Raw genomic sequence first — 19,460 nt, 5'->3', positions numbered from 1 at the left:
GGCGCGGTTTCGGGCTGCATTGCGGCGAAGGTAAGCCGGCGTCTTCACGTTTTCCGGATGGCGTCGCCGGTGGTGCCGAACAATGCCTCGAAGCGCTTCTCGCCGCTGCGGGTGAAATGCACCACGCGGCTGCCGGGCGAGGGGTCTCTGGCCGCCCATTTCATGGCAGTAAATGAGATCATGATGGCGGCGCCAAGTGTCCCGGCCAGATGGTGGCGGCGCTCGCTCCAGTCGAGGCAGGCCTTGCAGACCGGCCGGCGCGGATGCGCCAGCGTCGTCGGATCGATCCTCAATTCTTCAGCAACGAACCTGCTGCCCTGGGTCGTGAGTTCGATGACCCGCTCGGTCTGCCGGATCAGCTTCTGTGCCCGCATACTGTCGAGCATCTGCACGCCGAGATCGCCGGCGAGATGATCGTAGCAAATCCGTGCGCGGCGCAATGCGGGTTCTTTCGGCCCGGTGCGAACGCGAAGATGGCCGGCGCGGGCTGCCAGGCCGGCCAGACCTTCCAGCACTCCGGCGACATCGGGACCGGTGAGGCGATAATAGCGATGGCGCCCTTGTTTTTCCGGCTCGATCAGGCCACCGGCTTCGAGCTTGGAGAGGTGTGAGCTCGCGGTCGGCGCCGTAATCCCGGCTTCCTGGGCGAGCTCGCTCGCAGTCAACGCACGGCCTGTCATGAGTGCCGTCAGCATATTGGCGCGTGCAGGGTCGCCAACAAGTGCGGCGACCATGGCGATGTCCGGACCTGCTTTCATACTTCGACGCTAATCGAAGTATCACAGTCGATCAAGCGGCTATATCCAGGCATCTGCAGAGGGAGCTGTCATGACGATCACTGTCTTCATTCGCTATCAGATCGATCCGTTCAAACGCACATTGTTCGAGGCCTATGCCAAGCGCTGGCTGACGATTATTCCCAAATGCGGTGGCGATCTGCAGGGCTATTGGATGCCCCATGAAGGAACGAACAACGTCGCATTCGGCCTGATCTCGTTCCCAAGTCTCGCGGCCTATGAAGCCTATCGCGCCAGACTGCGGAGCGATGAGGAAGGCGTTGCGAATTTCGCGTCGGCCGAAGAGCACCAGTTCATCCTCGCGGAGGAACGCACGTTCCTGCGTCAGGTGACCGTATAGTCCATGCGCAACAAGGCCGCGGGCATCGATGCCCGCAGCCTTAATCTGCCCGGTCGCGCCGTTACTTCGGCGCGCCGCCCTTCGTGCTGTCAATCTCGGTGCCGGTCGGAGCCGATTGCGGAGCCTGCGGCCGTGCCGGTGCCGCACCGGTGGTGACGCCGGGCTGGTTGTTGGTGGGCGTCACGTCACGTACGCCGGGAGCCACTGGCGGCTTCGAATAGGAATCCGCGACGTTGTTGGTTGGCGCCGGCGCCTTTGGCGTGCTGTCCTGCGTCGCCGGGGCGGATTGGGATGCGGTCTTCGTCGCGTCGCCCGGATTCATCGATGTATTGTTCAGGCCGTAGAATACGGCGCCGAGCAAGACAACAATGCCAAGTGCATAAATAGCCATGCGGCTGCCGCTCGCTGGCCCTTCCGCGAGTTCAGGATCGGCCTGCAGCTCATTGTCGAGCCGCGCAGGATTGCGGATGTCATCAGCGGGATTTGGACGATACGGATCATTGGGATTGGGAATGTTCGCCATGTCGTGTCCTCCTGTGCGGCAAGACAATCGTCAGATGAGGTGCATGTTCCAGAGATTGTGCCATTCCAGAGCCTCATCCTATGTGGCAATGCAGCGTGATCGGGGCTGCTCATCAGATGTTAAGGCCTGGCTGCGACGCTGAGGCGATTATTGATTCGCAGAAGCGCGTGGCAGCCCGAATGTTCGATACGATTATCCTCCTGACGGGTCCTGCTGAGCACTCGGTCTTTACAACCCTGCTCCGTGGTCACAATCCGGCCCTCACGGTGCTTCCTGTTTTCACTGCTGAAGATCTGGCGGCGATCGAGCCCGACTGGCTGCGCCGAGCGCGGATGATTTCGTTCACCACTGGCGTCATAGTCCCCGGTGCGGTGCTCGATCAGCTTGGCTTTGGCGCCTACAATTTCCATCCCGGTCCGCCGCAATATCCCGGCTGGGCCCCGGCACATTTTGCGCTCTACGATCATGCGACCGACTTCGGCTGCACTGTCCATCGCATGATTGCACGTGTCGATGCCGGACCGATCGTGGATGTCGAGGCGTTCCCAATTCCGGCGGACATCAGTGTCGCGGGTCTGGAAGAGATTGCCTATACGAAGCTGGTCCAGACTTTCTGGCGGATGGCACGCGTCCTGGCCACACAGCCGGTGCCGCTCATCGAGCGGGCGCTGCGCTGGGACAGCACGCGTCACACGCGTAAGGCCTATGAGCAGATCTGCGATATCCCGGTAAGCATCCAGAAAGACGAATTGCAGCATCGGGTCAAAGTCTTCGGCACCGACCATTTCGGCATCGTACCGACGATCGGTCTGCACGGCTTCCAGTTTCGGGTCGTCGTGCCCGACACTGAAAGCGCTATTGCGGACGAAGCTGTCGAAGCCTAGCGGTTAGCCGCGAAGCTCTGGTGCTGCGCGGGCGGGGTCGCTGACGTGTGCGTCTTGGACACCTTGCCGTTGAATTCATAGAGCAGGAAACTCAGCACCACGAGTAGTCCCACGCCGATGATGGCCTTGGTCGGCTTGTGATCATGCTCTTCGCCGCAATCCGGATGATAAGAACCGTCATTCGTCGACGCCATATCGCTGCCGGCGAGTTCAGGCTGCGACGTCCAGGTATTCAGCTTCTGATCCATTTCCGTCCTCCATGCCTGATGTTGTCAGGGTGACCGGACAGCAATGGCCCGTAAAGGCCGATGTTCCGTTTCGGGTGCGCTATTAGCGGGATGCTGCCTTGCTGAGAGGCAGCGTTTCGAAATATTTCTGAAAAAGCTTTGGAACCCATCGCTCCCCGACACGTTTCAACATCTCACCGGTATAGGTGACACGTTAGGGGCAGTTTCGGAATGAGTGGCGATAACGGCCGGTTTGCAACCGGCGTACCGGGTCTCGATGCGATCCTGGGCGGGGGCGTTTTCGACGGCGGCATCTACATCATTCAGGGCGCCCCGGGCGCCGGAAAGACGATTCTGGGCAACCAGATCTGTTTCGCGCAGGCCGCGCAGGGGCGGAACGCGCTTTACATCACGCTGCTTGCCGAGAGCCACGCCCGCATGATCGGACACATGCGGCGGATGACCTTCTTCGATGAAGCAGCAATTCCCGACCGCATGTCCTATGTCGGCGCCTTCAAGACGCTGGAAGACGACGGGCTGCGCGGACTGCTGGACGTGGTCCGCCGCGAGGTTCGCACGCGCAAGGCCAGCATCCTCGTGCTCGATGGTCTCATCACCGTGCACGAAAAGGCGCGCTCCGAGCTTGAGCTGAAGAAGTTCATCCACGAATTGCAGACCCAGGCCGCCTTCAGCAACTGCACCATGTTCCTTCTGACCAGCGCCTTCGATGCCGATGCGCATCCGCCTGAGCATACGATGGTGGACGGTCTCATCGAGCTGCAGTCGGCACTGCATGGCCGCCGCGCCGAGCGGTCACTTCAGGTCCACAAGCTGCGTGGCACCTGGTTCATGGGCGGCAAGCACTCCTATCGCATCACCGAGAATGGACACGCCATCTATCCGCGTATCGAGGCGCTGCTGGAGACACCCAGCGTCTGGGACAGCGCCGACGGTCCCATGGTGTCCGTCGGCATTGGCGGCGTGGACAAGATGCTCGGCGGCGGCGTCGATACGCATTCGGTGACAGTGGTGCTCGGGCCTTCCGGGTCGGGCAAAACCACGGCCGGTCTTCAGTTCCTGACCGGCGGTCCCGCCAATGAACCGGCGATGCTGTTCGGGTTTCACGAGAATCCGATGGCGCTGCGGATCAAGGCCGACAGCCTCAAGCTGCCGCTGAAATCGCGGGCCGACAAGGTCACGCTGATGTGGCGCCCGCAGACAGAAGCGGTGCTCGACGAGGTCGCAACCGAGCTGCTCTCGACCATCAGGCAGAACGGCGTGCGCCGTCTGGTGATCGATGGCATCGAAGGCTTCTCGAAGCTCACCGACGAAAAGGAGCGCATCGGCTCTTTTTTGTCGGCGCTGTGCAACGAGTTGCGCGCACTCGGTGTTACCACGCTGGCAACCGCAGAAACGGACCACGCTGGCATGACACCCGGGCAGCCGCTCAAGGGCGTTAACCAGACGGGTCTCTCCGCGGTTGCCGAGAACATCATCGCGCTGCATCTCGCAGCCCTGCGCTCGGAAAACCATCGTCTGATGACCATTCTGAAATCGCGTGACCGCCGGACCGATATGCGCATGCGCCGCTTTGAAATTCTCGACGGCGGCATCGTTCTCGATGCCGATTTCCAGAGCGCGGAGCGCATCCTCAGGGACATTTCTAGTCAGGGACCTGCACCAACTCCATCGACGGATCTTAAGTTGACTGGAGAATAGCGGTGCGAACTGTCCTGATTGTCGAGGACGAATGGGCGATCGCCGACTGGCTCGAAGTCCTGTTGAGCGAATATGCCTTCAATGTCCTCGTAGCCGGCAACGGCCGTGAGGCGCTCGACATTCTGCATCGGGACACGCCCGATCTGGTGCTTACCGATTTCATGATGCCGTTCCTCGACGGCGCCGGCCTGATCGCAGCGATGGGGCAGGACGAGCGGCTGAGCGGAATTCCGGTGGTCGTCATGACCTCGTTGCTGGAGCATGTCGTACGCGACCGGGCAGGGCGTTTTCGCGCCTATCTGCGCAAGCCGTTTCGCGAGGCCGATCTGATGAAGATCATCAGCGAGATATTCCCGGGCGAGGCCTGAGCCTCCTTTGGCAGTTTGTGCTGCATCGCACTGCAGCGTGAAGCCGTTACGTCCTTGCGCCAAAGGCCTTTGCGGCGACACAACGTGACAAGTCTACCGGCCGCATTCATCACGAAATTGCGTTCTTTGGACGCGGGGCTCCATTGCCCAGAATTGTGGTGCGCCCCGTTCAAAATCCAACATAGACTGTTTCTAAGGGAGTCGAACGACCCCAGATAATAGGCGCGAGCAGGCCGGACGGTGCAGTCCGGGGCGATAGCCCCGGGCGACAGCTCAGAGGCCGCAGTGACGAGGGTGGGAATGGGAATTAATCAAGGCGCGATCAGTCTCGATCAGAAATACACCCAGGGCTCTGGCCACATCTTCCTGACCGGCATTCAGGCGCTGGTGCGACTGCCGATGGCGCAGGTCCGCAGGGACCGCGCGGCGGGTCTGAACACCGCAGCCTTTGTGACCGGCTATCGCGGCTCGCCGCTCGGCGGTTACGACCAGCAGCTCGTGGCCGCGCGGAAACATCTCGATCAATACGGCGTCAAATTCCAGCCCGGCGTCAACGAAGATCTCGCAGCCACCGCGATCTGGGGCACCCAGCAGCTCAATCTCTCGCCCGGCGCCGAATATGATGGCGTGGTCGGCATCTGGTACGGCAAGGGCCCCGGCGTCGATCGCTGCGGCGATGTCTTCCGCCACGGCAATGCCGCCGGCTCCGCGAAATTCGGTGGCGTCCTCTGTCTCGCCGGCGACGACCACGGCGCCAAGTCCTCGACCGTTCCGCATCAGTCCGACCATGCCTTCATATCGGCGCTGATGCCTTATCTTTATCCTTCGAGCATCCACGAGATGATCGAGATGGGTCTGCTCGGTATCGCGATGTCGCGCTATTCCGGCTGCTGGGTTGGCATGAAGGTGATCACCGAAACCGTGGAGACCACGGCGGAGATCAACCTCAATGACGAGATGACGCCGTTCAATATTCCCACCGATTTCGAACTACCGCCGGATGGTCTGAACCTGCGCTGGCCGGACGACCGCTATGTGCAGGATCGCCGCTTGCAGGACTACAAGGGCTTCGCGGCGATTGCCTTTGCCCGCGCCAACAACATCAACCGTGTCACCATGGACTCGCCAAATGCGCGCTTCGGCATCATGGCCTCCGGCAAGAGCTATGAGGACGTGCGCCAGGCACTGCGCGAGCTCGGCATTACCGAAGAGGTGGCCGCGAAGATTGGTCTGCGGCTGTACAAGATCGGCATGCCGTGGCCGCTGGAGCCGGAAGGCGTGCGCAAGTTCGCGGTAGGTCTCGATGAAATCTTCATCGTCGAGGAGCGCCGCGAGATCGTCGAAAACCAGGTCAAGCAGGAGCTGTTCAACTGGCGCGACGATGTGCGGCCACGCATCGTCGGCAAGATGGATTCCCACGATCATCGCTTCCTGCCATTCGCCGAAGAACTGAGCGTCGCCAAGGTCGCGACCTCGCTGGTGGATCGCCTGCTGGCGATGGAGATAGACCCCGAGATCGCCGCACTGCTGCGTGCCAAGGCCGACTGGTTTCACGGCCGCGAGGCCTCGCAGGTCCAGAACGTCGTGCCGATCACGCGCACGCCGTATTTCTGTTCGGGCTGCCCGCACAATACCTCGACCAAGGTTCCGGAGGGCTCGCGTGCGCTGGCCGGCATTGGCTGCCACTTCATGTCGCTGTGGATGGATCGCTCCACCGAGACCTTCACCCATATGGGCGGTGAGGGCGTGCCGTGGACCGGCATCGCGCCGTTCACCAAAGAGAAGCATATCTTCGCCAATCTCGGCGACGGCACATACTTCCATTCCGGTTCGCTGGCGATCCGCCAGTCGATCGCCTCCAAGGCCAACATCACCTACAAGATACTCTACAACGATGCGGTGGCGATGACCGGTGGTCAGCACCATGACGGTGACCTGTCGCCGCAGAAGATCACGTTCCAGCTCCACAGCGAGGGCATCCGCGACATCTATCTCGTGTCCGAGAATCCCGATGCCTATCCCGCCAGCACCATTGCGCCGGGCGTGAAGCTGGCGCATCGCGACGAACTCGACAACGTGATGAAGACGCTACGCGACGTGCCGGGCTGCTCGGCCATCGTGTTCGTGCAGACCTGCGCTGCCGAGAAGCGTCGCCGCCGCAAGAAGGGCATTCTGGAAGACCCGCAGCGCCGCGTGCTCATCAACCCGGCAGTCTGCGAAGGCTGCGGCGATTGCTCGGTGCAGTCGAACTGCATTTCGGTGGAGCCGCTGGAGACCGCATTGGGTCGCAAGCGCACCATCAATCAGTCGTCCTGCAACAAGGACTATTCGTGCCTCAAGGGCTTTTGCCCGTCCTTCGTCACGGTCGATGGCGGCAAGCTGAAGCGCAAGGCGCCCGTCGAACTTGGCGCCATCGGTGCATTGCCGGAGCCGGCCACGCGGCCGACCCTCGACAAGCCCTATAATGTCGCCGTCGGCGGCGTCGGCGGCACCGGCGTGCTGACCATCGGCGCGCTGCTCGGCATGGCTGCGCATATCGAGGGCAAAGCCTCGATGATCCTCGACATGTCCGGCCTCGCGCAGAAGGGTGGCGCGGTGCTCAGCCATGTGCGTCTCGCCAACGACACCGGCGACGTCACCTGTTCGCGCATCGTCACCGGCACAGCGGATGTCCTGATCGCGGCCGATGAAGTGGTGGCCATTGCCAAGGACACGATCTCGCTCTGCGAGAGCTCGCGCACCTATGGCATCGTCAACACCCATCTCATTCCGATCGCGGATTTCGTGCGCAACCGCGATTTCAATTTCCAGTCCCGCAAGGTCAACAACGTGCTGGAAATGTCGCTGCGCAAGGAATCGACATTCCTCGACTTCACCAAGGCGGCCGAAGCGCTGCTTGGCGATTCCATCGCCACCAACATGATGATGATGGGCTTTGCCTATCAGCAGGGGCTGCTGCCGTTGCAGGCGGCGTCCATCGAACAGGCCATCGAACTCAATGGCGTCTCGATCAAGATGAACATGCTGGCGTTCCAGCTTGGCCGTCTTGCCGCCGCCGATCCGGCACGGCTCGCCAATATGCTCAAGGGCGCCGATGAGACCATCGCGCCAAAGACGCTGGATGAGATGAGCCTCGACGAGATCGTCGCTCATCGCAGCGGATTGCTGACGGACTATCAGAACAGCAAGCTCGCCGAGCGCTACCAGGCGATGGTCGATCTGGTCCGTGAGGCCGCCATGCGTGGTGGCTATGACGATGAACTGCCGCGCGCGGTGGCGATCAACTATGCCAAGCTGCTCGCCTACAAGGACGAATACGAAGTCGCGCGGCTCTATACCGATGGCAAGTTCGAGAAGCAGTTGCGCGATCAGTTTGAGGGGGACGTCAAGATCAGCTTTAACCTCGCACCGCCGATGCTGCCCGGCACCGATGCGTCGGGCCGCCCGAAGAAGCGCGCCTTCGGCGCCTGGATGCTGCCGCTGTTTCGCATTCTGGCGAAGCTGCGCACCTTGCGCGGCACGCCGCTGGATGTGTTCGGCTACAGCGCCGACCGCAGACTGGAGCGCGATCTGATTGCGGGGTACGAGAAGGACGTCGCGACGGTGTTGAACCTGCTGTCGCCGCTCACGGTGGATACGGCCGTGCAGCTCCTCTCGTTGCCGGACAGCATTCGTGGCTACGGCCCGGTGAAGGAAGCCTCGGTGCAGGCCGCGAAGGTGCGTTACGCCGAACTCGCCAAGGACCTCGTCAATCCGCCGCCGGCGCCGCGCCAGATCGCAGCGGAGTAGGGCTCTTGCTTTTCCCTCCCCCAAGCGGCGAAGCCGCGCAGTGGGGGAGGGACACCTTTGACGCCTGCGCGTCATCGCGGATTTGAATTTCAAACAGCCACTACCCTTCAGACATGCGTCATCGCCCCCATTATTTGCGGCGCGGGGGCGCCGTCGTGTCTCGCATTCCTGCCCCCTGGTGAGAGGGCGTGCGGAACGCCGGGTGCCCGTTGCACCCTTGGGCCTGATGCGAATGCGGTCTTCCGCAGAGTAGTGTGCATCAGGACTTTCGGAGGCGCCGAGCGATTGCCCGACGTTCCGCCTGCGGTGTTTTTTCGGTTGCCTGCACATCTGCCTTGGCGAACGGCCCCATCACCAAAATTAGTGTCCCAGGGCGGAGGGACAGGGTAGCCTCAAGCTCTTGGCCGGACGCGTTTCGATTTGGTCGTCCGTCACACTGTCCAGGGCTCTTTCCATCTCAAGGTCGGCCGTCTCCTTGCCAGTGGCAGTGCTGGCGCAGATCCGTCCTGCCCGAAGACAGACGTCCCCCGTGAACCGCGTAACGCCGCATCTCCGGCGTCCACCGCATCCCACCCCGCGAACGTGACGATCGCGATCGCCCCTCTCGGTGGGGCAGGACGAAGGGGAATATAAACCTGGTGGGGATGTTGTCAACGGGAGATAGGAAAAAATGTTTGGGTGCTGTCTTGCCGCCCTACACTGTCATTCCCCGGCAAACCAATTGGTTTGCCTGAGGGCGCGGCCGGCACTTGCCGGACGCGAACCCGGAATCTCGGCATGGGAGTCTCTTGTCAGTGCAAAACACTCTGGGATTCCGGGTTCGCACTTCAGCGGCTTCGCCGCTTTCGTGCGCCCCGGAATGACGAGTCAGGACGAAAGCCTCACACCCCGATATTGTCGATCAAGCGCGTCTTGCCGATCCTCGCGGCCACCAGCAGTCGCACCGGGCCGTCCTTCATCGAACTGACCGGCGCCAGTGACTCCGCGTGGCGCGCCTCGAAGTAGTCGAGTGCGAAGCCTGCCGCGGTGATCATCGCGGCGCCACCGGCCATGGCGGCTTCAAGGTCATCGCCCGCCTTCAGGCGCTTGGCGGTTTCTTTCATCGCGCGATACAGCACCGGCGCCGTGGCGCGGTCGTCCGGCGAGAGATAGACGTTGCGCGACGACATCGCGAGACCGTCGCGCTCGCGCACCGTGGTTGCGCCGGTCACCTTGACGCCGAGATCGAGATCCCGCGCCATGCGCGTCACGACCTTGAGCTGCTGGTAGTCCTTCTCGCCGAAGAACGCCATGTCCGGCCGCACCTGCGTGAACAGCTTGCCGACGACTGTCGCGACGCCGCCGAAGAAATGCGGGCGGAAGCGATCTTCGAGGTCGGCGGTGGCCGGGCCTCCGGTCGTGATCTTCGTTGCGAAGCCTTCCGGATACATCACCTTGGCGTCGGGATTCCAGATCAGGTCGACGCCGGCTTCGGTGAGTTTGGCGACGTCGCTTTTCCAGGTGCGCGGATAGGAGCCAAAGTCCTCGGTCGGCGCGAACTGCGTTGGATTGACGAAAATCGACACCACGACCTTGCTGGTGCGGCGCTGGGCGAGGCGCACCAGCGAGACGTGGCCATCATGCAGTGCGCCCATGGTCGGCACCAGGCCAATGGTCGCCTTGCGTGCCCGCAGGCCTTCGAGCGCCTTCCGAAGGGCAGGCAGGGTGCGGGCGACGATCGGGGTGCGGGGCATTGCGGCTCGTTCTTGTTGTTGGCTGCGGCGGGTGAGGGCGTGCGCGCCCTGCTTATCAAAGCTCGCGGGATCACCCAAGCCTCACGATACCGGGCTGGCGGGTGTCCTGATGCCGCAACCGGCCGCCGGGATTCATGATTAAGCGCGGCTGATCGCCCGCACAGCAGGATGCCCCTGTATTTAGCTTGACCCTTGCCACGCCTCGCGATTTGAAGATGATCGAAGGATCGCGCGATGTTGATGCAAACCACCCAGGGCCAGTCCGGCACGGCGCATGTGATCGTGCTCGGCAATGAGAAGGGCGGGTCGGGCAAATCGACCACTGCGCTTCATATTGCCGTGGCGCTGCTGAAGGCCGGTCAGCGCGTCGCCACCATCGATCTCGATAGTCGCCAGCAGAGCTTCACGCGCTATATTGCCAACCGCGCAGCCTGGGCACAGAGCGCCGGACTTGCGCTGGAAGTGCCGACCCATAGCTGCGTCAAGCTCGGCGAGACGATGCAGATCGCCGACAACGAAGCCTTCGAACTCGATCAGTTCATGACCGCGGTGAGCGCGGTAGAACGTACCCACCATTTCATCGTCATCGACACGCCTGGCAGCGATACCTATCTGATGCGTCTGGCGCATTCGATGGCCGATACGCTGGTGACGCCGATCAATGACAGCTTTCTCGACTTCGACGTGCTCGGCGCCGTCGATGCTACAAGCTACAAGGTGACCGGCGAGAGCCACTATTCGAAGATGGCGCGCGAAGCCCGGAGCAAGCGCCGTCAGCACGATGGCTCCACCACCGACTGGATCGTGGTGCGCAACCGGCTCTCGGTGCTCGGCTCGCGCAACAAGATGCTGGTCGTCGGCGTCCTTGATCAACTTTCGCTGCAGCTCGGTTTCCGCGCCATCGACGGTCTCGCCGAGCGCGTGATGTATCGTGAGTTCTTCCCGCGTGGCCTGACGGCGCTCGACGATCTCAACGAAGCCACGCTCGGGCGTCGCCCGAGCATGGGCCATGTCACGGCGCGCGAGGAAGTCATCGAACTGCTGCGCAAGTTGAAGCTGCCGCTCGATGAGCGTGGCCGTCGCCGCGCCGCCAATCGCGCCGAGTGGTTTGCCCAGGTCGACAAGCCGCTGGATGTTCACGACATCCTTGGCAACTGAGTCGCGTTCACTGTGCAAAGCCAGCGCTGCCGGTTCGGCAGGCCATGAACGATCCCGCACTCAACTTCACGCTGATACCACAGGTATCATTTTCTTTTACCGGGGAACGAGTCACCCGTTCGACAGTTGATTTGTCGTTGAAAACAGGGCGTTTTTGAAATTCCGATCCCTTGCGAAACTTGTTCAAAATCGCTCAATTCGACCGTGGCTTTCTTTAGCAACTGCACAAGAAACGGGTGCGGCGCACAATAACATGGCTCGGAATTCACAATATTTAGCCTTTCTGTCACCGGGCTGTGACATATATGCTGTTGAAGCAGCCGCTTGAGGCCATTCCGGCCCATAAGTGCTGTAGCCGGCTGAGACCTATCTCTAGCTGGCCGATCAGGGACGAACATGAAACGCGGACTTCTCATTCTGCTTTCGGTTTGCGTGCTGACCACCGCCGCGTACTTCACCGCGTCGAAGTGGGCCATTCGGCATGAGACGCTGACGTTCTTCGACGCGTCGCGTAATCGTCCTGTGCAGGTCGACATCGCCGTTCGCCGCGACAAGGAAATGCAGGCCAATGCCGGCATGATCACTCTGCCAGTCGCGGTCCTCAATCACGGTAACACCGTCAAGTTCACCGAATACTCGTTTCTTGCGAACGTGTTTGCGGCGCGCGGCTATATGGCCGTCAGCATCCAGCACGATCTCGATACCGACGCTCCGCTCGTGACCAAGGTCGGCGAGCTCTATGTCGGCCGTCTGCCGGTCTATGAGCGCGGCGTTCAGAACATCAAATATGCGGTGAAAGAGCTGAAGAAGATTCAGCCGAACTCCGACTACGATCATCTGACGCTGGTCGGTCATTCCAACGGCGGCGACATCTCGATGTTCTACGCCAAGGAATTCCCTGATGACGTCAAGAAGGTCGTAACGCTGGATAACCTGCGCGTGCCGTTCATGACCGATGGCAAATTCAAGATCCTGTCGTTCCGTTCGCACGATACGGTGTTCAAGCCGGATCCCGGTGTCGTGCCGGATGACGAGATCTGCGAGAAGGCCGGTATCACGGTCGTCAACACCGGCGCGCAGCACACCGACATGAGCGATCGCGGTCCGGAAACCCTGAAGACCAAGATTCAGGGGCTGCTCGACAAGTTCCTCGACGACGACAGCAAGCTGTCGCCGGTCACCGGCAAGCCGAAGATCATCGAGCAGCCTGCGCAGCAGAGCAGTGCGACTGATCCGAACAAGATCGCGCAGTATACGCCCAGCGTGAACTGAGTTCTGCGCTGCGCGGTTGACCGCGCGGCCTATGCTCGCCACATGAAGCTTGCAGCAAGCGCGAGTTCAAATGGCCAGCGATCCCACGATCCCCAAATCGAAAACCGATGCGCTGGCGCAGCCATCGGCGTCGGCTGACATTGCCGCCTTCGTCGCTAAGGCGAAAGCAATGGCGCCGCATGCAGCGGGCGGGCGCGGGCGGCTGGTGTTTGCACTCGATGCCACCATGAGCCGGCAGCCGACCTGGGACATGGCCTGCACGCTGCAGGCCGACATGTTTCGCGAGGCCGCATCGATCGGCAGTCTCGATATCCGTCTCGTCTATTTCCGTGGTCTCAGCGAGTGCCGCGCGACCGGCTGGATTTCGGACACCGCACAACTGGCGCGGCTGATGGGCAAGATCGCTTGCCAGGGCGGTCAGACCCAGATCGGCAAGGTGCTGTCGGAGACACGGCGCGAGGCGGTGGCCTCCGGCGTGCGTGCATTGGTGTTCGTGGGCGACGCCATGGAGGAGTCCGTCGACGAGCTCTGTGCGCGGGCCGGTGAACTCGGCCTGCTGAAAGTACCGGTCTTCATGTTCCAGGAAGGGCAAGACCCGGCGGCCGAACAGGCGTTTCGCGAGATTGCCCGGCTGACTGGTGGCGCCTGGTGCCGGTTCGATCCGGGAGCCGCTGCACAGCTCCGCGAATTGCTGCGCGCGGTAGCCGCCTATGCCGCGGGCGGACGGGAGGCGCTGACGCGGCTGGCGTCGTCGGCGCCGGGTGCGGCAAAGCTGCTCGGCCAGATGCGATAAACGGTCTGCAAAACCGTTTCGCGGATCGCGGCAACCGACTATCTATCCCTCATGCCTACTTTGATCGCCGGCGCGCTCGCCGTCTTTGTGCTCTACATGCTGCTGCAGATGTTCCGCTCGGCCAACCCGGCGCTGCTGGCGCGCGGCATCAAGCTGGCTGGCGGCGTGCTGGCGCTGGCGGTGGCGGCCTTCACCGGGATCAAGGGCGAACTGGCCGTGGCGATCCCGCTCGGCATATTCGGCGCGGGTCTCTTGGGCTGGGCGCCGTTCGGCACCGCGGGCTTCAGCAATATCGGCGGCATGTTCGGGGGCGGGACCAAATCGTCGGGCCAGACTTCGCAGGTCCGCTCGGCGTTTCTCGAGATGACCCTCGATCATGACAGTGGCCAGCTCAGCGGAAAGATCGTCGCCGGCCCCTATGCCGGGCAATCGCTCGATGCATTCGATCTGCCGCAACTGGCGGCGATGATGGCCGGCTTCGATGCGGAGAGCGTGGCGCTACTTGAAAGTTATCTTGACCGCCGGTTTCCCGCCTGGCGTCAGAACGCGCAGGGCGATACGGCAGGGCGGCACGACCGCCCGGCGTCGAGCAGTAAAATGACGGAAGAGGAGGCTTATCAGATCCTTGGCGTGAAGCCGGGTGCGACCCGCGACGAGATCAGCCGCGCGCACCGATCCCTCATGAAGAAACTGCATCCCGACCAGGGGGGCTCGACGTACCTGGCGGCCCGTGTCAACGAGGCCAAGGACACTCTGCTTCGCACGCATCGTAGCTAACTCCAGCACGCTTTTACGCTACAACTGCGAGCAGCTTCCGTTTCTCTGAGAACGCCCCGTCGCCCGCCGTTGCCCGGCGTGGTCGATCAATCCCCTGTCTGAATTTGTACCGGCTAAGTCTTGACGAGAAGTTGTCGCCACGGGGATTTATGGTGACCAAAAGCAAAATGGCCGGGACAATGTCCCGGCCATTTGCGTATCCGACGGTATCAGTCGATCAGTTCTTGATGGTGATGCAGGAGATCTCGGAACGCTTCAGCGTCTTGCAGACGGCTTCGGCTTTTTCGCGGTCGAGGCCGGCGAAGCGGGCACGGTAGAGTTTCCTGTCGCCCTTGCCGACGACGGCTTCAGTGAACGGGTCGGCCTTGCCGAGCAGGCCGCGGGCCTGTTCACGCGCGGCGTCGAGGCGGATCCGTGCTTCGCTCTCGCTCTCGAGGGCACCGACCTGAATGATCCAGCCGGTGTGGATCGCGGCGGGTTTGATAGCGCCGCCCTGTTGTACCGTCTGCGGAGCGGGAGCCTGAGGGGCTGGCACGTTACGCGGGGCAGGGTCGGCATAGGCCATCTGGGTGCCGCCCTGAGCGGCGCCAGAGGCTGGAAGAACACCGAGAAGTCCATTGCCGGTTCCGAAGCCTGCCGGCTGGCGCGGCATCTCCGAGCGGGCATAGAGCGAATTGGTGGTCTCGGGCGAGCGGGCGGCGGGCTCAGAGCGCGCCGTGATGGCATTGGTGGCGGCCGGAGGGGCGGGTTGCTCGCCGCCGGCGGAGGCCAGCTTGTACTGACCGGACTTGACCTGGACGGTGCGGACCCGAACCGGCTTCATCGGCTCTGACGAGCCCGGAATGGTCGAGATGGGCTCGGATTGGATGACACCTGAATTCAGCGGGCCAGGCTCGGGCTTGCGGGCCTGCGGCATCGGCGCTGCCGGGGGCAGGGCTGCGGTGGCGGCGGCGAAGACCGACGGGCGCGCCGCTGGCGCGGCGGGACGAGCCGGGGGCTCGGAGACGGGTTCAGCGACCACCGGCGTTGCAGCAGCCACCTGAATGGCGCCGTTGACCTGTTTGGTTTCGATCGGACGCGCCTGGGCCTCGGCTTCGGCGACCTCGGTCGCGGCTTCGGACGGATTGCGCTCGGTGATCGCGGCCACGGTGCGGCGGGTGGCACCCTTGTCCAGGTTCTCGGCAAGCAGGTTGCGCATGGCCGCGTCGCGGGCGCCGCCGCTGCGGCCGCCAAGCACGACACCGACCAGATGGCGGTTGCCGCGCTTCATCGACGAGACGAGGTTGAAGCCGGAAGCGCGGGTGTAGCCGGTCTTGATGCCGTCGACGCCTTCGACTGACCCGATCAGGCGGTTGTGGTTGCGGATGTTGCGGCCGCGATAGTTGAACGAGGCGGTGGCAAAGTAGCGGTAGTAGCGCGGGAAGCGATCCTGGATGGCACGGCCGAGTACCGACTGGTCGCGCGCGGTGGTCACCTGCGCATCGTCAGGGAGGCCGGAGGCATTGCGATACACCGTGCGGCTCATGCCGAGCGCGCGGGCCTTCTTGGTCATCAGCTTGGCGAAATCGTCTTCATCGCCGGCAATGGCTTCGGCGATGACAACGGCGGCGTCGTTGGCGGAGCGGGTCACCAGGGCCTTGATCGCGTCCTCGACGCGCAACGTCTGACCAGGGCGCAGGCCCAGTTTGGTCGGAGCCTGCACGGACGCGTGCTGCGAGACGTCCATTTCGCTGTCCAGCGTGAGCTTGCCGGATTCCAGCTTCTCGAACAGCATGTACAGCGTCATGATCTTGGTCAGCGACGCCGGATGCCGCGAGCCATCGGGATTGTTGGACGAGAGGACCGCACCGGAATTGCCATCGACGATGATCGACGAGAAAGCGGGATTGTAGCTCGAGACGCGCGCGACGTGGCTTCGCGATTTATGTCGCCGGCGGGCATCCGCACTGTCAGTCGTAAAGATGACCGCGATGCTGAGAGTTGCCAGCCCAAGAGCGCACACCCGCAAGGTGCGCGACGAAGCAAACGTTGTGCGAAGCATGGACTTCCCCGTCAGATCAGTCTCATTCCCCGGATCGTGAGGCTAAATTATGCCCAACAACCGGGGATGTGTCTCAGTTTTAAGCGTCAGCCTGAGCGGTTCTCTCGGCGGGATGGCAGAAGCATACGCGGCCATTCTGGCTAAGAGTATGTACTCATGCAGTTTTTGGGCTTTTTGGCCCCAACGCACCAATGCAAGAAATCAGGGTAGGTCCGGCGAGTTTCCAAAAGGTTAAGCAACCCTTGCCAGTTACCCGTGCATTTATTGCCAATGGTAAAAATTGTGCATCGCACAGGATTCTTGACGTCATTGTGCACTGCACGATAGATGAGCGGGTCAGATCAGACCGGGGTCCACCCGGCCGCGGCTGACCCGTCCAATCCGGGAAAGGATTTGCAGTGATCAAGGTCGAAGACATCCAGCAGTACGGCAAGGAGCAGTTCGAGAGTGCAGTCGCATCGGCGGCCACGCTTCAGAACGGTGCACAGGCTATCGCTGTCGCGGTTGGCGACTACACCAAGAAGTCGTTCGAGGACGGCAACGCCTTCGTGACCAAGCTGTCCGGCGTGCAGTCGCTCGACAAGATGCTCGAAGTGCAGACCGAATACGCCAAGTCGGCCTATGAATCCTTCGTCGCTGAATCGCACAAGATCAGCGAACTCTATGTCGATCTCGCCAAGCAGGCGTACAAGCCGTTCGAAGGCTTCGTCGCCAAGATGACCCCGGCGCGCTAAGCGATACGGTCTTCAAATCAAAACGCCCGGCCTGATGGCCGGGCGTTTTTGTTTGAAGGTGTCGCCGCCGCTTTACTTTGACACGCGCAATGCGTTGAGCGAGTTGCCGATTGCCTTGAAGGCGTCGGCGATGCCGGCGTTGGTGCTTGTAGGAAAGAAATTGCCGGGATCGGCGCAGGATTTCAAAACTGCGGACTCCGGATCGCCGCCCGTGTTGACCTGGATCGTATAGATCACGGTGTCCTGCTTGTTGGTCACCGGGTTCAGCTTTTTGATATTGGCACACAGTAACTTCTGTCGATCGTCAACCAGTGTCGACCAATTGGCGCCGTCACCGTACCATCGGTCCTTGGTATTCATGCCGTCCGACAAGATGATAAGTGCATCTGTGTATTTGTAGTTCGAATCCTTGGCCGGTGCCGGGAATGGATCGCTACCGATCTGCAAGGTGCGCCAGGCCCAGGCCATGCCGATCGGCTGGTTGGTGCCGCCATTCGCCGACAGGGCATCGATCTTGTCTGTCAGCGTCTTAACGTTGGCAGGACCATAAGCCGATGTCATCCCAAGAATGGCTGAGGGGCATGCATTGTATTGGTAGGCCGGATAACGTGCTGTGCCCGACGGGGCTTCGTTGGTGGTGTCGTAAGGCTGATCACGGTCAGTGACGCAGCCATTCCAGGCGTTCTTGTTGGAGCTCGCGTTCCAGGTTTGGCCAGCCGCTTGGCACTCGGCTTTGGTGTCGTAGTACGGATAGCTGCAGGATCCATATTCGTCCCATTTGAGCCAGGTCGCGTTCTTGTTCGACGCGCCGACATTGACCATCTGCGCAAACGGAATGATCGAGATATAAGTGTCCTCGGTCATGCGCGAGTTGGCGCTCAGCGTCTTGATGAGACCCGTTGCTGCGTCCTGCATCGCCTTCAATTTGCCGGTCCCCATACCCATCGACCCGGTGACGTCGAGCGCCATGGCGACGCGCATGCGCGTCGAGCCCCAGGTCGTGGTCGAGCCGCTGCCGATCCCTAGTTGCGGGAGGCCGACCATCTTCATGAAATCGGTTGCGACGGCGCCGGAGCCGTTGACCGTGACCGTGGAGCCGTCCTTGGTGTTGGTCGTGTAGCTCGCCGTCACCGTGATCTGGCCGGCATTCGTGTTGGTGTACAGCGCGTTGAAATAGGCCTTCGCCTTGTCGGTGACATCGGTCGCCGACATGGTCGGATTGGCGGACAGGTCCTTCGAAACCATCAAGGCTGCAGAGTCGAGCGCCGCTTGCATCGCCGAGCGGGCAGCGTTGGCCCGGGAGTAGTCGACGGCGGCGCCCACGAAGCCGAGCAGGGGCACCAGAGCGACGGCGAAGGTCATCGCGATATTGCCGCCATCGTGGCGTGCAAATCGGGATGCGATGCGCTTCGCCTGGCTTGAAATCGATTGAATAAACATCGTGACCGCCAATGGTGAGTTTCTGGAGGTCATTTCGGGGGCGGCGGCTGAACAGGTGGTAAAGGCGTCCTCAGAAAATCGGTAAAAGGCCAACTATTGGCGTGCCGCTGCGTCAGCGCCCGGTATTATCGTGAACGACGGTTAAATGGCTCGTTTGCTTGTCCGGTCAAATCGAGCACGATCGGTTAACCCTGACCGGACCGGGGGCCATCAGGCGGGGGCGCGGCGAGCCATTCCAGGTGCTTGCAGTGTGCTTGCGAGAACGGCCACAGGAACCCATATTGGCTCCATCGGTCCTGTAACGGACAGCGTCGCACCCATGCGGCGACCCGGGGCGCCTCTGTGCCCGAGGCGTCCGGCAGCACGTCGTGGCTGGGGACGCTGTCAATTCGGGGCTGGCCAATATCGGCTAGGGACTTTTATACAGGCGCTATGTTCCAGAAACCTTCGAAATTCATGCCTGACGGCATCCTGATGCCTGTGGCCGGCGCCCTCGACGATCGCCGCCGGCGGCCGCGTGGCATGGCAGAGGACGACAACCGGTCCAATGCGCCCGGTGGGCCGGCCACCTCGGTCATCACCAAGGTCAAACCCAAGACCAAGCGTCCCAACCTGTATCGCGTGCTGATCCTCAACGACGATTACACGCCGATGGAATTCGTCGTGCATGTGCTGGAAAAGTTCTTCCAGAAGGACGCCGAGGCGGCGACGCAGATCATGCTCCACGTTCATCATCACGGGATCGGGGAATGCGGCGTTTTCACCTATGAGATCGCCGAAACCAAAGTGACGCAGGTGATGGATTTTGCGCGCAAGCACCAGCACCCTTTGCAATGCGTGATGGAAAAGAAGTAGCCTCGCGTGA

General features: G+C 61.8%; 18 protein-coding genes. 11 read left to right on the top strand and 7 right to left on the bottom strand.

Features of this window, described 5'->3' with window-relative positions; genetic code table 11:
- Positions 1-44: 44 nt before the first annotated feature.
- Positions 45-758, bottom strand: coding sequence for an ArsR/SmtB family transcription factor (locus tag AB7813_RS07640; protein WP_439058814.1), 714 nt, complete (start codon positions 756-758; stop codon positions 45-47).
- A gap of 70 nt (positions 759-828) precedes the next feature.
- On the opposite strand from AB7813_RS07640, the gene AB7813_RS07635 reads away from it, so the two are divergent.
- Positions 829-1,137 (top strand): NIPSNAP family protein, encoded by a 309-nt coding sequence (locus AB7813_RS07635; RefSeq protein ID WP_309945212.1) that lies wholly within the window; start codon positions 829-831, stop codon positions 1,135-1,137.
- 61 nt (positions 1,138-1,198) lie between these two features.
- On the opposite strand, the gene AB7813_RS07630 is transcribed toward AB7813_RS07635, so the two are convergent.
- Entirely contained in the window at positions 1,199-1,660 is a 462-nt protein-coding gene (locus tag AB7813_RS07630) for a hypothetical protein (protein ID WP_439064197.1), read from the bottom strand.
- Positions 1,661-1,755: 95 nt separating this feature from the next.
- Here AB7813_RS07630 and AB7813_RS07625 point away from each other — a divergent pair, with 95 nt between their 5' ends.
- Positions 1,756-2,544, top strand: a complete 789-nt coding sequence (locus tag AB7813_RS07625; RefSeq protein ID WP_439064196.1) for a formyltransferase family protein — start codon at positions 1,756-1,758, stop codon at positions 2,542-2,544.
- Here AB7813_RS07625 and AB7813_RS07620 read toward each other — a convergent pair.
- Entirely contained in the window at positions 2,541-2,792 is a 252-nt protein-coding gene (locus AB7813_RS07620; RefSeq protein ID WP_184517809.1) for a hypothetical protein, read from the bottom strand. The genes AB7813_RS07625 and AB7813_RS07620 overlap by 4 nt on opposite strands.
- A gap of 210 nt (positions 2,793-3,002) precedes the next feature.
- Between AB7813_RS07620 and AB7813_RS07615 the strand changes: the two genes are divergently transcribed.
- From AB7813_RS07615 to AB7813_RS07605, 3 genes are all read left to right on the top strand, one after another.
- Positions 3,003-4,490, top strand: coding sequence for an ATPase domain-containing protein (locus AB7813_RS07615; protein ID WP_120291987.1), 1,488 nt, complete (start codon positions 3,003-3,005; stop codon positions 4,488-4,490).
- A gap of 2 nt (positions 4,491-4,492) precedes the next feature.
- A complete protein-coding gene (locus AB7813_RS07610; RefSeq protein ID WP_068731403.1) occupies positions 4,493-4,858 on the top strand; it encodes a response regulator in 366 nt (121 codons plus the stop codon).
- 300 nt (positions 4,859-5,158) lie between these two features.
- The gene (locus AB7813_RS07605) at positions 5,159-8,647 is read left to right on the top strand and encodes an indolepyruvate ferredoxin oxidoreductase family protein (protein WP_439064195.1); all 3,489 of its coding nucleotides are present in this window, start codon (positions 5,159-5,161) and stop codon (positions 8,645-8,647) included.
- Between the two features lie 881 nt (positions 8,648-9,528).
- Here the strand turns inward: AB7813_RS07605 and panC are convergent.
- Positions 9,529-10,380 carry a pantoate--beta-alanine ligase gene (panC, locus tag AB7813_RS07600; protein ID WP_439083243.1) on the bottom strand — a complete coding sequence of 284 codons (852 nt, stop codon included), beginning with the start codon at positions 10,378-10,380 and terminating at the stop codon, positions 9,529-9,531.
- A gap of 234 nt (positions 10,381-10,614) precedes the next feature.
- Between panC and AB7813_RS07595 the strand changes: the two genes are divergently transcribed.
- Positions 10,615-11,538 carry a division plane positioning ATPase MipZ gene (locus tag AB7813_RS07595; RefSeq protein WP_439083244.1) on the top strand — a complete coding sequence of 308 codons (924 nt, stop codon included), beginning with the start codon at positions 10,615-10,617 and terminating at the stop codon, positions 11,536-11,538.
- 7 nt (positions 11,539-11,545) lie between these two features.
- Here the strand turns inward: AB7813_RS07595 and AB7813_RS07590 are convergent, their stop codons facing one another.
- Positions 11,546-11,725: a hypothetical protein gene (locus AB7813_RS07590; protein WP_439083245.1), complete on the bottom strand. Its 180-nt coding sequence runs from the start codon at positions 11,723-11,725 to the stop codon at positions 11,546-11,548.
- 209 nt (positions 11,726-11,934) lie between these two features.
- Between AB7813_RS07590 and AB7813_RS07585 the strand changes: the two genes are divergently transcribed.
- The 3 genes from AB7813_RS07585 (at position 11,935) to AB7813_RS07575 (ending at position 14,380) form a co-directional block, all read left to right on the top strand.
- The gene (locus tag AB7813_RS07585) at positions 11,935-12,810 is read left to right on the top strand and encodes an alpha/beta fold hydrolase (RefSeq protein ID WP_089263722.1); all 876 of its coding nucleotides are present in this window, start codon (positions 11,935-11,937) and stop codon (positions 12,808-12,810) included.
- A gap of 70 nt (positions 12,811-12,880) precedes the next feature.
- Positions 12,881-13,603, top strand: a complete 723-nt coding sequence (locus tag AB7813_RS07580; RefSeq protein WP_320444569.1) for a VWA domain-containing protein — start codon at positions 12,881-12,883, stop codon at positions 13,601-13,603.
- Between the two features lie 51 nt (positions 13,604-13,654).
- Positions 13,655-14,380: a DnaJ domain-containing protein gene (locus tag AB7813_RS07575; RefSeq protein ID WP_439083246.1), complete on the top strand. Its 726-nt coding sequence runs from the start codon at positions 13,655-13,657 to the stop codon at positions 14,378-14,380.
- Between the two features lie 217 nt (positions 14,381-14,597).
- Here AB7813_RS07575 and AB7813_RS07570 read toward each other — a convergent pair whose 3' ends face one another.
- On the bottom strand, positions 14,598-16,421 hold the full coding sequence (locus AB7813_RS07570) for a serine hydrolase (RefSeq protein WP_439083247.1): 1,824 nt from the start codon (positions 16,419-16,421) through the stop codon (positions 14,598-14,600).
- A 398-nt stretch (positions 16,422-16,819) separates the two neighbouring features.
- Between AB7813_RS07570 and AB7813_RS07565 the strand changes: the two genes are divergently transcribed.
- Positions 16,820-17,155 carry a phasin family protein gene (locus AB7813_RS07565; protein WP_439083248.1) on the top strand — a complete coding sequence of 112 codons (336 nt, stop codon included), beginning with the start codon at positions 16,820-16,822 and terminating at the stop codon, positions 17,153-17,155.
- Between the two features lie 72 nt (positions 17,156-17,227).
- On the opposite strand, the gene AB7813_RS07560 is transcribed toward AB7813_RS07565, so the two are convergent.
- Positions 17,228-18,595: a TadE/TadG family type IV pilus assembly protein gene (locus tag AB7813_RS07560; protein ID WP_116661847.1), complete on the bottom strand. Its 1,368-nt coding sequence runs from the start codon at positions 18,593-18,595 to the stop codon at positions 17,228-17,230.
- Positions 18,596-19,117: 522 nt separating this feature from the next.
- Here AB7813_RS07560 and clpS point away from each other — a divergent pair.
- Positions 19,118-19,450 carry an ATP-dependent Clp protease adapter ClpS gene (gene clpS / locus AB7813_RS07555; RefSeq protein WP_068734422.1) on the top strand — a complete coding sequence of 111 codons (333 nt, stop codon included), beginning with the start codon at positions 19,118-19,120 and terminating at the stop codon, positions 19,448-19,450.
- Positions 19,451-19,460 lie beyond the last annotated feature (10 nt).

The organism is Tardiphaga sp. 20_F10_N6_6, from assembly GCF_052076045.1.
GTDB lineage: Bacteria > Pseudomonadota > Alphaproteobacteria > Rhizobiales > Xanthobacteraceae > Tardiphaga > Tardiphaga robiniae.
Note: the sequence above shows the minus strand (reverse complement) of the source record. Positions and strands in the feature narration are given on the sequence as shown.